Annotated in this window: 7 protein-coding genes; all 7 read right to left on the bottom strand. The window is 73.5% G+C overall.

All coding sequences use genetic code 11. The annotated features are described in order from the left end of the window. Positions 1-66 precede the first annotated feature (66 nt). Entirely contained in the window at positions 67-1,857 is a 1,791-nt protein-coding gene (locus ACIBTU_RS27450) for a GMC family oxidoreductase N-terminal domain-containing protein (RefSeq protein ID WP_399129141.1), read from the bottom strand. Positions 1,858-2,107: 250 nt separating this feature from the next. After that, entirely contained in the window at positions 2,108-3,724 is a 1,617-nt protein-coding gene (locus ACIBTU_RS27455) for a succinic semialdehyde dehydrogenase (protein WP_399129142.1), read from the bottom strand. Positions 3,725-3,870: 146 nt separating this feature from the next. After that, on the bottom strand, positions 3,871-5,502 hold the full coding sequence (locus ACIBTU_RS27460; protein WP_399129143.1) for a serine/threonine-protein kinase: 1,632 nt from the start codon (positions 5,500-5,502) through the stop codon (positions 3,871-3,873). Between the two features lies 1 nt (position 5,503). Continuing rightward, on the bottom strand, positions 5,504-7,273 hold the full coding sequence (locus ACIBTU_RS27465; protein ID WP_399129144.1) for a serine/threonine-protein kinase: 1,770 nt from the start codon (positions 7,271-7,273) through the stop codon (positions 5,504-5,506). Between the two features lie 80 nt (positions 7,274-7,353). After that, complete coding sequence (locus ACIBTU_RS27470) at positions 7,354-8,967, bottom strand: serine/threonine-protein kinase (protein WP_399129146.1); 1,614 nt, start codon at positions 8,965-8,967, stop codon at positions 7,354-7,356. 70 nt (positions 8,968-9,037) lie between these two features. After that, the gene (locus ACIBTU_RS27475) at positions 9,038-10,660 is read right to left on the bottom strand and encodes a protein kinase (RefSeq protein ID WP_399129148.1); all 1,623 of its coding nucleotides are present in this window, start codon (positions 10,658-10,660) and stop codon (positions 9,038-9,040) included. Positions 10,661-10,795: 135 nt separating this feature from the next. Continuing rightward, positions 10,796-13,084: a protein kinase gene (locus tag ACIBTU_RS27480; protein WP_399129149.1), complete on the bottom strand. Its 2,289-nt coding sequence runs from the start codon at positions 13,082-13,084 to the stop codon at positions 10,796-10,798. Positions 13,085-13,107: the final 23 nt, after the last annotated feature.

The raw sequence follows: 13,107 nt of genomic DNA on the forward strand, positions 1-13,107 counted from the left end.
CTAGCGAGGAAGGACCCGCACTCGGAGGGGGGTGCGGGTCCTTTCTTGTCTGTCTCCTTCTTCGGCCTACTTCTTCGGCGGGACCTCGGGCATGCCGAGGAAGGGCAGCTTCAGCGCGCCGAACGCCTCCGCGGGGACCGCCGGGTTCTTCGGCTCGACGGGCGCGAGCCGCACGTACGCGGTGCCGACCTCGGGGCGCGGGTCCTCCTCGCCCTTGTTCGGCCAGTACGACATGGCCCGCTCGGCCTGCGCCGTGATGGTCAGGGACGGGTTGACGCCGAGGTTCGCGGAGACGGCGGCGCCGTCCACCACCGAGATCCCCGGGTGCCCGTAGAGCCGGTGGTACGGGTCGATGACGCCGGTCTCGGCGCTGTCGCCGATGGGGCAGCCGCCGAGGAAGTGGGCGGTGAGCGGGGTGCCCATGAGCTCGCCGACGTTCGACCCGGCGAAGCCGTTGATCTCGGCGGCGATCGCGGACGCGCCGTCCGTGGCGGCCTTGATCTGCTTCGGGTTGGGCGCGCCGTGGCCCTGCTCGGCGGTGAGCAGGCCCTTGCCGACGCCGCCCGGCTTCAGGTACGTCGTCAGCGAGTTGTCCAGGGACTGCATGACGAGGCCGATGATGGTCTTCTCGGACCAGCGGTGGTTGGAGAGCGAACGGGCCAGCAGGGTCGGGTGCTTGACCACGTTCGCCAGCCAGCCGGCGACGCGGGACGAGCCCTCCGCGTACGGCACCTGAAGGATGGTCAGGCCGCCCATCGCGTTGGAGCCCTTGCCGTAGCGGACCGGTTCGATGTGGGTGTTCTCGTCCGGGTGGATCGAGGACGTGATCGCGACGCCCTGGGTGAAGTCGGCCTTCGCTGCGCCGTGCTTCTTGCGGTAGCGCCGGTCGGTGGTCTGGGCGCCGACCAGGGCCTCCGAGTTGGTGCGGGTCAGGTGGCCCAGCTTCTTGGAGATGTACGGGAGTTGGCCGCCTGCCTTCATGCGGTGCAGCAGGGTCTGCGTGCCGTAGGTGCCGGCCGCGACGACGACCTTGGGGGCGCGGAAGACGCGGCCCGCCGACTTCTTCTTGTCGTCGGTCGGCAGGGTGGCCACCGCGTAGCCGCCCCGCGAGTCGTCGGTGACGGAGACGACCGTCGTCATCGGGTGCACGGAGGCGCCCGCCTTCTCGGCCAGGTACAGGTAGTTCTCGTTCAGGGTGTTCTTCGCGCCGTGCCGGCAGCCGGTCATGCACTCGCCGCACTCGGTGCACGCCTTGCGGGCCGGGCCCGCGCCGCCGAAGTACGGGTCCGGCACCTGGGCGCCGGGCTTCGCCCTGCTCGCGCCGTCCGCGTCCTCGCCGTCGCCGAAGAACACGCCGACCGGGGCCATGTGGAAGGAGTCGCCGATGCCCATGGACTGGGCCGCCGCCTTGAGGTGCACGTCGGCGGGGGTCATCGTCGGGTTGAGGCGGACGCCCAGCATGCGCTTGGCCTGGTCGTAGTACGGGCCGAGCTCGTCCTGCCAGTCCGTGATGTGCTTCCACTGCGGGTCGTCGAAGAAGGGCTTCGGCGGAACGTAGAGGGTGTTGGCGTAGTTGAGGGAGCCGCCGCCGACGCCGGCGCCGGCCAGCACCATCACGTTGCCGAGCAGGTGGATGCGCTGGAGGCCGTACATGCCGAGCTTCGGCGCCCAGAGGAAGTTCTTGAGGTCCCAGGAGTTCTTGGGGAGGGTGCCGGGGGCGAAGCGGCGGCCCGCCTCCAGGACGCCTACCTTGTAGCCCTTCTCGGTGAGGCGCAGGGCGGTGACGGCTCCGCCGAAGCCGGATCCGATGACCAGGACGTCGTAGTCGTACCCGGGGTCTTGCGCGGCCTGGGCCATGGGGGCGTCTCCTTGTGCGGGTCGGATCTGGTGCGGGCTTCGGAATCTCGCCGTGGCGGGGGATGTCTCGTTGCCGGGTGCAGCCCGGTGGGGGCTGGTCGCGCAGTTCCCCGCGCCCCTGGAGATGCGCACTTCGTGCGCGATCTCCATCGGGGCGATGCCCCATCGGGGAAATGCGACGCAAAGCGTCTGCATTTCAGGGGCGCGGGGAACTGCGCGAGAAGCCCCACCGGGCCGCAGACGAAATCGGCTACTTGAGGCGGAGCTTCTTCATCAGGCTCAGGCTGGTGGTCATGAACTTGGCGTAGGACGCGTCGTCCATGCCGAAGGACGGGGCCATCGGCATCACGCGCTGGTGGGCGACCGTCTGCGCCTCGGTGTACTTGAGGATGCCCTCGGAGCCGTGGCGGCGGCCGAGGCCCGACTGCTTCATGCCGCCCATGGGCGACTGGACGCTGCCGTAGGCGGGGGCGTAGCCCTCGTTGATGTTCACGGTGCCGGTGCGCAGGCGGGCGGCGACCTCGTGGCCGCGCCGGGCGTCCTTCGTCCAGACCGAGGAGTTGAGGCCGTACGGCGTGCCGTTGGCCTGTGCGATGACCTCGTCCTCGTCCGTGAAGCGGTAGATCGAGACGACCGGGCCGAAGGTCTCCTCGGTGCAGACGGACATCGGGGCCTCGACCCCGTCGAGGATGGTCGGCTCGAAGAAGTACGGGCCGATGTCGGGGCGGGCGACGCCGCCGGCGACGAGCGTGGCGCCCTTGGCGACGGCCTCCTCGACGTGCCGGGTCACGGTGGTGAGCTGGCGCTCGCCGACGAGGGAGCCCATGTCGGCCCCGTAGGCGAGGGAGGTGCCGAGCCGCATCGCCTTCGTGCGGGCGGCGAAGCGCTCCAGGAAGGCGTCGGCGATCGACTCGTGGACGTACAACCGCTCGATGGAGATGCAGAGTTGGCCCGCGGAGGAGAAGCAGGCGCGGACGGCGCCGGCGGCGGCCTTCTCCACGTCGGCGTCCTTGAGGACCAGCATGGCGTTCTTGCCGCCGAGTTCGAGCGAGACGCCGACGAGGCGGGCGGCGGCGCCCTGGGCGACCTCGCGGCCGGTGCGGGTGGAGCCGGTGAAGGAGACGTAGTCGGCGTGCTTGACCAACTCGGGCCCCACGACCGGGCCTTCACCGAGCACGACCTGGAAGACCTCGGCGGGCAGACCGGCCTCGATGAGCAGGTCGCGGGCCCACAGGGCGGTCAGGCAGGTCTCGGTGTCGGGCTTCATGACGACCGCGTTGCCCGCGACGAACGCGGGGAGCGCGTCGCCGACCGACAGCTCCAGCGGGTAGTTCCACGGGGCGATCTGGCCGACGACGCCGCGCGGCTGGCGCAGCTCGGTCACCTTGGTGAGGGTCGGGACCGCGCCGGTGTGCCGCCGGGGCTTGAGGTAGGCCGGGGCCTTGCGGCCGTAGTGACGGGACGCGACGGCGACGGCCTGCACCTCTTCGTGCGCGTGCAGGCGGGCCTTGCCGGTCTCCAGCTGGATGAGGTCGAGGACCTCGGCCTGGCGGGCGAGCACCAGGTCGTGGAAGCGCAGCAGCACCGCGGCGCGCTTGCGCACCGGCGTCTTCGCCCAGACCTCCTGGGCGGCGCGGGCCCGCTCGAAGGCGGTGGCCACGTCCTCGGGCGTCGACTCCGGCAGGTCGGCGAGCTTCTCACCGGTGAACGGCGTGTGGTTCGCGGTCCGCCCCGAGCCGACCACGCCTCGGGTGAGCTGGGCGATCAGCTCGGGCGTGACCACGTCGGCAGCGGTGCGCACGCCCTCCGGGGCGGCCGCTGTCGGGTTGGTTCCGGTCTTCTCGTGGGTGGCCTGCGACTCCGTCATGAGGGGGAGGGTATGCGGAAGCCGACGCTTTGTGTACCCACCGGTAATCGGCTTTCACGGCCTCCACACACCACGCCAGTGATCGCTGGCAGCAAAGCCGCTGATCAGTGGCTTTACCGGTGCCGCCACCGGCCGCACCGGGCCGGTCAACTCTTTTCGAGTTCGAGCCTGTCCCGGGCCCCCTTGAAGGTGTCGGTGCCCTGTTTCTCGTACGTCTTCACGCCCTTCGGCATGCTCACCCCGAGGTCGTAGCGGCCCGTCTCGTCGACGACGTAGAGCCGCATCTCGCGCGTGAGGCCGCTGTCGGCGGCGCTGCGGTACGTGATGTCGAGCTGGGCGGCGTCCTTGCCGTGGAAGCTCGTCCGCGTGATCGTCTTGCGGATGTCGGTGCTGCCGTTCGTGGCGTACCCGTCGGCGGCGCCGGTCGCCCAGGCGTACGCCGTCGAACCGCTCGTCTCCGGCGCCCAGCGCTTCAGGCTCAGCGTCACGTCGCTCTTGGGGTCGGTGTACTGGACACCGTCGTCGGACGGTTCGTGGTAGACGTCGGTGAGCGCGTCCGGCACCGAGATCACGGCGCCGACGCTGCTCTCCTTGTGCGCGGTCCAGCCCTTCACCTTGCCGGGCGCGGTGGCGTCCTGCGGCTCCTCCGGCATGAGGGACGCCTCGTGCAGCTCCCCACTGGACCCCTCGGAGAAGGGCGCGCCGTCGTCGCCCGAGGTGCCGAGCGAGGTGCCCAGCCAGACACCGCCGCCGACCAGGACGGCGCCCATGAGCGCGGCGACGACCAGCGCGACCGGCGAGCGACGGCGCGGGCCCTTCGCCGCGGGCCGCTCCGCGACGGACGCCGCCTCAGGAGCGGCCGGTGCCTCAGGAGCGGCCGGCGCCTTCAGCCGTACGGTGCCGACGTCGTCGCCCAACTCCCGCAGCCCCGCCGGGTCCTGGGCCACCGGCTCGGTGAACGGCTCCGGCAGCGGGCGCCCGTCGGCGGCGGCCGCGAGCCCCGCCGCGACCGTCGCCGCGTCCGGCCGGTCCGCCGGTTCCTTGGCGAGCAGCCGGTCGATCAACGGGCCCAGCACACCGGCCCGTTCGGCCGGCGGCGGGGCGAAGGAGAGGATCGCGGCGAGCGTCGACTCCAGCGTCGTGCGGCGGAACGGGGACCAGCCCTCCACCGCCGTGTACAGCAGCACGCCCAGCGCCCACAGGTCGCTGGACGGGCCCGCGCCGTCCCCGGCCATCCGCTCGGGCGCGATGAACTCCAGCGAGCCGACGAACTCGCCGCTCATCGTGAGCGACTCCTCGCCCTGCACGTGCGCGATGCCGAAGTCGGTGAGCACGACCCGGCCGTGCGGCCCGAGCAGCACGTTCGCCGGTTTCACGTCCCGGTGCACGATGCCCTTGGCGTGCGCGGCGCGCAGCGCGCCCAGCACGTCCCGGCCGATCCGCGCCGCCTCCGCGGGCGGCAGCGGGCCGCGCTGGAGCACCTCGTGCAGCGACTCGCCGCGCACCAGCTCCATGACGATCCACGGCAGCCCGTCCTCGACGACGACGTCGTGCACGGCGACCGCCGACGGGTGCTCGACCCGGGCCGCGGCCCGCGCCTCGCGCTGGAGCCGGGCGTAGGCGCGCTCCGGATCGCCCGGCAGCCGCGGTTCCTTGACGGCGACATCGCGGCCGACCCGTTCGTCGACCGCGCGCCACACGGTGCCCATGCCGCCGGAGCCGATGCGCTCGGCCAGCCGGTAGCGTCCTCCGATCAGCCGTTCCCCCTGCGCGGCCACCTCAGAGCTTGTGGATGTCGAGGTTGGCGATGGCGGTCTTGGCGACCTCCCGGCCGCGCTCGGTGAAGTCGCCCTTGCCCGGATAGTCGATCCACAGCCGGTACATGTCCCCGGCCGAGGTCTTGTAGTAGAACGCCTGCGCCTCGCGCGGCACGTCCTTGTCCAGGTCGAGCGCGGTGCCGCTGACGCCGTACGTGATCTTGTTGAGCGCGGCGTCCTTCTCCTTGTACGTGAAGTTGGAGTCGGTCTCGCTCGTGGGCTTGGTGTCGCTCGACATGGACGCACCGGCACCGAGGAACGAGTTGTTCTTGATGTCGTCGGAGTCCTTGAACGCCTCGGCGTCGGCCGTCCCCGCGATGTCGGTCTTGTCGTCGACGTGGTCCCAGCGCGCCAGCATGACGGTGATCGCGCCGCTCGGGTCCTTGTAGGTGACCTCGACCGTGTCCTCGTCCGGGATCCGGATGTAGTCGGAGGGCACGGCGACGGTCGCGTCCACCGGCTTCGCCTCGTCGTGCTTCTTCCAGCCGTCCGGCAGCGGGCCCGCGAACGGCTTCGCGAGGACCAGGTACGCGGCGACCGCGGCCACGACGACACCCGCGCCGATCCCGAGGAGCGCCTTGCGGCCCAGCCGGAGCCCGCTCTGCGACGAGCCGATCTGGACGACCTGGGTGGGCTGCGGAGCGGGCGGCTGCACGGCGCGCTCCAGGAGGGCGCGGACCTGCGCCGCGTTCGGCCGGCGGGCCGGGTCCTTCTGGAGCAGGCCGTTGATGGCCTCGGCCAGCGGGCCCTGCGCGGAGGCGGGCGCGGCCGGGGTCGCGTTCAGGACGGACTGGAGAGTGGCCGGGGTGTTGTTGCGGCGGAACGGGGAGACGCCCTCGGTCGCCGCGTAGAGGACGACGCCGAGCGACCACAGGTCGGAGGCCGGGCCGGGGCGCTGGCCGAGGACCCGCTCGGGCGCGATGAACTCGGGCGAGCCGACGAAGCCGCCGGTGTCCGTCAGGTTCGTCTCGCCCTCGATCTGGGCGATGCCGAAGTCGGTGAGGATCACGCGGTCGTGGCGGCCGAGCATCACGTTGTCCGGCTTCACGTCACGGTGCAGGATGCCGGCGGCGTGCGCGGCCTCCAGGGCGCCGAGCACCTCCAGGCCGATCCGGGCGGCCTCCCGCGCGCCGAGCGTGCCCTCCTTGAGGGCCTCGCCGAGCGAACGGCCCTGCACGAACTCCATGACGATCCACGGCTGGCCGTCCTCGACGGCGACGTCGTGCACGTTCACCACCGCGGGGTGGTCGAGGCGCGCCGCGGCCCGCGCCTCGCGCCGCATGCGCTCGAACGCGTTGGCCCGCTCCTGCGCCGGCAGGTGGTCCGGGATGCGCGGCTCCTTGACCGCGACCTCGCGGTCCACCGTCTCGTCCTTGGCCCGCCACACGGTGCCCATGCCGCCGTGGCCGAGCTTGCTCAGCAGCCGGTAGCGGCCCGCGACGAGGCGGCCCGCGCCCGGGTCGGCCTGATCCGGCACGACCTGCGTGGGCTGCGGGGCCTGCGGCGCCTGCTGGTGCTGCTGGGGCTGGGCCTGCGGGTGCTGCGGGTGCTGCGGGGCCTGGGGGTGCTGCGGGTACGAAGTGGCCTGCGTGGGCTGCGCGTACGGGTTGCCGTCACCCGCACCGTAGGGGTTGCCGCCCTGGTGCGCGGAGGCGTACGGCTGCTGCGGCGGCTGGAGGCCGAAGCTGGTGGGATCGTTCGGGCCGTATCCGGCTCCCCCGTTGTCACTCATGCGTCCATGACTACCGTGCGAAGGCGCCCCGGTTCCACTCAGGTCATGGCATTGTGACCGCGCTGCAGCAGCGGAACAGGTCAATCCGTGACAGAAGGCGCGAAGCTGTCGACGGCCACGTCGAAGTGCCCGCGCGCCTCCGCCCGCCGCCCGACCGGCCCCGACACCCACACGTCGTACAGCCGGCCGGCCTGCTGCCAGCACAGGTCGACGGTGTGCCGGGCGCCCTCGGTCACGCTGAAGCCGTCCCAGGAGAACTCCCACAGCGCGGCGGCGCCGCCCCGGTGCGTGGTGTCGGTGACCCTGCCGTCGCGGTAGCCCGGATTGTTCTTCGGGCCCGCCGCGGCCGAGCGCCGCTGCACACCGCCGGGCCCACCGGCCGGAACCGGCTCCGTCACCTTGATGCCGATACGGAAGGCCCCGCCCGGCGACTTGTAGAACACCCGCGGCCCGTCCACGGAGCGCGTGAAGCCCTTCGGCACCGCCAGCCGGAACCCCTCCTCGTCCGTCACGACCCGGTACCCGGCCGGGGCCCCGGCCCCCGGGCGCTGCGTACGGGTCGGCCGCGCGGTGACCGTGACGGTCGGCGCCGCGCTCGGCGACACACCGGCCGAGGCCGTGCCGCCCGCGCCCGTCGTCGGACCCGTGGAACCGCCCGGCGGCGCCGGATCCTCCCGGTCCCCCGCCAGATACACCCCCGTCACGATCCCGGCCCCGGCGAGCGCCGCGACGAGCGCCGCCGCCACCAGGACGAACCGCGGCGCCGGGCCGCGCCGCCGCTCCTGCTGCCGGGTCACCGTCGGCACGTCGCGCCGGGTCGGGGAGTACGCGGCGCGGCCCTGGCCCACCGCGCGCGGGGTCGCGCCCGTGTCCACGTACGCGCCCAGCAGCCGCTCCGCCTCATCGAGGCCGATGCGCCGCGCGGGCTCGCGCTCCAGGAGGCCGCGGATCACCGGGAGCAGCGGCGCGGCCTGCGCGGGCGGGCGGATCTCCTCGTAGACGACCGCGTGCAGGATGCCGCCGAGGGAGTCGCGGCGGAACGGGGACTCGCCGCTGAGCGCCGTGCACAGCAGCGCGCCCAGCGACCACAGGTCGGCGCCGGCCCCGGCCCGCTCCCCCGCCATCCGCTCCGGCGCCGTGTACTCGGGCGAGCCGACGAAGCCGCCGGTCTCGGTGAGCGTCGTGGCGCCCTCGACCTGGGCGATGCCGAAGTCGGTGAGGACGACGCGGCCGGTCGCCGGTTCGAGCAGGACGTTGGCGGGCTTGAGGTCGCGGTGCAGGACGCCCGCGGCGTGCGCGACGCGCAGCGCGCCGAGCAGGGCAAGCCCGACGCGGGCCGCCTCGGGGGCGTCGAGCGGCCCGTCCCGGGCGATCCGGTCGGCGAGCGAGCAGCCCTCGATCAGCTCCATCACTATGTACGGGCGCCCCTCGTGCACCACGACATCGTGCACGACGATCACGTGCGGGTGTCTCAACTGGGCGACCGCGCGGGCCTCGCGCAGCATGCGCTCGCGCTGCTGCGCCGCCTCGGCCTCGGAGAGGGTCTCGTCGACCGCGAGCTCCTTGACGGCCACCCGCCGTCCGAGCAGCGTGTCGTCGGCCTGCCAGACGACGCCCATGCCGCCGCGCCCGATCCTGGCCTCCAGCCGGTAACGTCCGCCCACGACACGGACGTTGTCCCCCTCGGTCCCCATGCGTCCCATCATGCCGCACCGTCACAGACGCGCACGGGTGCCGTTCCGGTCATGAGTGTGAGGACACGGCCTACGCGTCCGGTTGCCAGCCCCGCAGGATCGCGTCGAACTGGGTGCGTGCCTCGGGCCAGTTCTCCTCGGGCACCGACAGGTAGATGGCGTACTCGGTGCCGTCCGCGGTCCGGTACGTCTGCTCGATCGCGTGCCGGGGGCCGGACGTCGTGTCCTTGTTCCCCGCGGTCCAGGTGAACTCCCAGAGGGATCCCGGCCGGTCCCGGTACATGTTCGACTGCAGCGTCACCCGCTGGTACTGCGGCAGCTTGGGGCGCACGCCCTTCTCCAGGTCCAGCTGGTGCTGGTACGAGTCCGGCCACTGGGAGTTCTTGTCGACGGCGATGCGCACGAACCGCTGCCCGCCGTCCGGCGTGTAGTCGATCTGTGTGCCGTCCTGCTGGCGGGTCCAGCCCGGCGGCAGCATCAGGCTGAAACCCTCGACGTCATGGACCCGTTCCCAGTTCTCGGGGATCGCGCCGGACGCGGGCTTGGCCGGCTTCGACGGGCTCTCGCCGGTGCCGCCGGTCTTCCCGCCCGTGCTCCCGCCGGCGTTCTGCCGGGACGTGGAGCCGTCGTCGCGGTGCTCCAGGTAGTACATCCCGCCGTACGCGCCGCCGCCCCCGACGAGCAGCGCGGCGACCACGACGGCCAGCACCCGGGGCAGCCGGCGCGGGCGGGGCGCGGGGTGCGGAGCGGGGTGCGGGGCCGGCTGGGGGGCCATGACGGCGGTGCCGCCCGGCGCCGCGGGCGGGGCCTGGTGGTGCACCTGGGTCTGCCCCGTGCGGTGCACCTGCGTCGGCACGTACGCCTGGGCCGCGCTCGGCCTGCGGCCCTCGGCGGCCTCCGCGAGCATCGCCTCGGTCGTGTCGGCGTCCGGGCGCGCGGCCGGGTCCTTGCGGAGCAGCGCGCTGATCACCGGCCCGATCGCCCCGGCGTGTGCGGGGATCTCGGGCTCCTCCTCGATGACGGCCTGCATGGTGCTCAGCGGGGAGGTGCGGCGGAACGGGGACCGGCCCTCGACGGCCGTGTAGAGCGTCGCGCCGAGCGCCCACAGGTCGGAGGCGGGGCCCGGCTCGGCGCCGCTGACCCGCTCGGGCGCCAGGTAGTCGACGGAGCCGACGATCTCGCCGGTCCGGGTGATGGTCGAGTCGCCCTCGACCTGGGCGATGCCGAAGTCGGTGAGCTTGACCCGGCCGTCGCGCGCGAGCAGCACGTTGCCCGGCTTCACGTCGCGGTGCAGGACGCCCGCGGTGTGCGCGGCGCGCAGCGCCCGCAGCGTCCACAGACCGATCCGCGCGGCCTCGGCCGGGACGATGCGGCCGTGCTCCTTGACGGCGTCGGCGAGCGAGGGGCCCTCGACCAGCTCCATGACGATCCACGGCCGGTCGTCGTGCTCCAGGACGTCGTGGACGGTGACGACGGCCGGATGGTTGATCCGGGCCGCGGCCCGCGCCTCGGTCTGGGTCCGCGTCAGCAGCACGGCCCGGTCGGCCTCGGACACGTACGTGGCGGCGGTCAGCTCCTTGACGGCGACGACGCGGTGCAGCACCTCGTCGTGCGCGCGCCACACGCGTCCCATGCCGCCGCGCCCGATCGATTCGCCGAGCCGGTAGCGCCCGGCGAGGAGCTCGCCCTGCATCTGATTCACGTTCCCCCGCAATGGTCTTGACAGGGTCACACTAGGGAGCGGGCGGCCCCCGAGGAACAGCCGGGGTGCCATGGATACGTCACTGTGACGCAGGACGGGATCCGGCCACCTCGCGGCGAACCGGCCTCAACCGCCGTACCGGTAGGTGGCGGACGCCTGCTCGAACAGCCGGGACACCTCGTCGCGCTCGGCCTCGGGGCCCCGGACCTGCACGATGTGGAACCTGCCGCCGATCACCATCGCCACATTGCGCACGAACACCTCGCCGCCGGACTCCTGCCAGGTGAACTGCCCTTCGGCCATGGTCCGTCCGCCGACCTCGATGGTCTTCATGCCGCTGGACGTGGCCCAGCTGGAGTCGCGGAACGGCTGGAGCTCCCGCTCGTCCTCGCGCTGGTACTTCATCGGGTCGCCGCCGTACGTGGCGGTGCTGTCACGGCCGGGGACGACGAGCAGCGCGAAGTTCCCGTGCGTGTACAGGATCTGGCCCCGCCCGTTCTTCGCCTGGCGCTGCCACCCCTTGGCCACAGCGACCTGGAAGCCCTCGGGGTCCTTGCGCAGGCTGAATCCGGCCGCGACGTCCGACTGCGGCTGGGTGCTCGACGGGTCGGAGGTCTCCTTCTTCGACGGCGATTTGCCCTTCGGCGTACCGTCCTTCGGCTTCGCGTCCGGTCCTGACGGATCGGCCTTCGGGTCGGCGTCCCCGTTCTTGTCCGGGGCGCCGCCGACGACGCCCGCCTGCTCGCGCGGCGCGCCCGAGCTGGAGCCCGCCTCGGGCAGGAACACCATCGCGTACGCGACGGCTCCGACCAGGCCGAGCAGGATCAGCACGAGCAGCCAGCGCCCCAGCGAGGCGGGTCGCCGCTCGCCGCCGCCCTGCCGGGACTGGGGCTGCGGGGCTCTCCGGGGCTGCGGGGCCCGGCGCGGCGGCTGGGGCTCGCGCGGGGCGCGCTTGTGCCGGGCGTGCGGATGCCCGGCGGCGGCCTTGGAGCGGCGCCGTCTGCGGACGAGTTCGCCCCGGCGGCGGACGACGGGGAGCCGGGCCGCGTCGAAGGCGGGCGCGGGCACGACGTTCGTCCCAGCCTCCGGCTCCGGCGCGGAGCGCACCAACGACCGCAGCCAGCCGCGCAGTTCCTCGATGTCGAGCCGCTCGGTGGGGTCCTGGCGCAGCAGCGACTCGACGACCGGCCGCAGCGGCCCGCACTCCTCGGCGAACGCGGGCGGCTCGGCACAGACCATCTGCACCAGCTCGGGCGTCGACTCCTCCGGGTACGGGGCATGGCCCTGCACAGCGCGGAACAGGAGGGCGCCGAGCGCCCACAGGTCGGTGGCGGGCCCGACGGGGGCGGCCAACTGCCAGCTGTCCTGCACGGGGTGGGCCTGTTCGGGCGCCCAGCGTTCGGTGACGGGGCCGACTACGGTCATCCGGACCTGGCGGGCGCGCTCGGCGGCGACGGCGCCCAGCACGGGGCTCTCGGTCCCGGCTTCTCCGGCGCTCGACGGGCGGGGCTCGGGGCGGAGCTCCGGGTCGGTGCCGCCGTCGCGGGGTATCAGCTCGTTCCAACGGGCAGGCTGCACCGGGACACCGGCGCGGGGCGTGGCTCCGTGCCACTCTTCCCGCACCCCGTACGGATCGTCGATCCGACCGCCGGACGTGGCGGCCCGCGCCCCGGCCCGGTACGCGGCGATGGCCCCGGCCCGGGCCGCCCGGAAGTCCTCCGCGCCGGGCCCGGCGGCCGGCGGCGCCACAGGCTCCGACTCCTCATCCGGCTCGGACTCCGACTCGGCGTCCTCCAGGGCGGTTTCGGGCCGCGGATCGTAGCCGCACAGGGCCTCCTCCGCGGCTCCCGCGGCCAGCCCGGTGAGCAGCACGCGCCCGTCGTCGCAGATCATCACCGTCCGCGCCGTCACGTTCCGGTGGACCCAGCCGTGCGCGTGCAGCGCCCGCAGCGCGGTGAGCACGTCGGAGGCGACCTCGGCGGCCCGGTACGGGCTCAGCGGCCCCGCGTCGAGCAGCGCCGCGAGCGGCCGGGCGGCGACGGCCTCGCTGACGATCCACAGCGAACCGCCCTCGGCGAACACGTCGAAGACCTGGTCGAGCCTCGGGTGGTCGGGGATCTGCGCGGCGGCCTGCGCCGCCTCGATGGCCCGGGCCACGGTCGGCTCGGCGGACGCCCGGACCGGCGCCCCGGGCCGGAACCCGTCCGGCAGTCCGTCCGCGTCGAGCACCTCCGCCTCGACGACCTCCGGCAGCGGCACCTGCCGGACGAGCACCTCCTGCCCGCTGTACGTGTCGAAGGCGCGGGTCGCGTCGTGCGGCGCGTACGCCGCGGCGTCGCCGAAGCCGTCGTCGTCGAAGGCGCGCAGCGGCAGGCGGTAACGGTCGGCGAGCACTCGCCCCGCGTACTCCTCCACAACGCCCCCTGCCTCGCCCGGTG

The sequence above is a fragment of the Streptomyces sp. NPDC050145 genome (assembly GCF_044460245.1).
GTDB lineage: Bacteria > Actinomycetota > Actinomycetes > Streptomycetales > Streptomycetaceae > Streptomyces.

Excerpts from the sequence above, each read along its gene's own strand:
- ACIBTU_RS27450 (WP_399129141.1), bottom strand. The coding sequence starts at position 1,857 with ATGGCCCAGGCCGCGCAAGACCCCGGGTACGACTACGACGTCCTGGTC.
- ACIBTU_RS27455 (WP_399129142.1), bottom strand. The coding sequence starts at position 3,724 with ATGACGGAGTCGCAGGCCACCCACGAGAAGACCGGAACCAACCCGACA.
- ACIBTU_RS27465 (WP_399129144.1), bottom strand. The coding sequence starts at position 7,273 with ATGAGTGACAACGGGGGAGCCGGATACGGCCCGAACGATCCCACCAGC.
- ACIBTU_RS27470 (WP_399129146.1), bottom strand. The coding sequence starts at position 8,967 with ATGGGGACCGAGGGGGACAACGTCCGTGTCGTGGGCGGACGTTACCGG.
- ACIBTU_RS27475 (WP_399129148.1), bottom strand. The coding sequence starts at position 10,660 with ATGCAGGGCGAGCTCCTCGCCGGGCGCTACCGGCTCGGCGAATCGATC.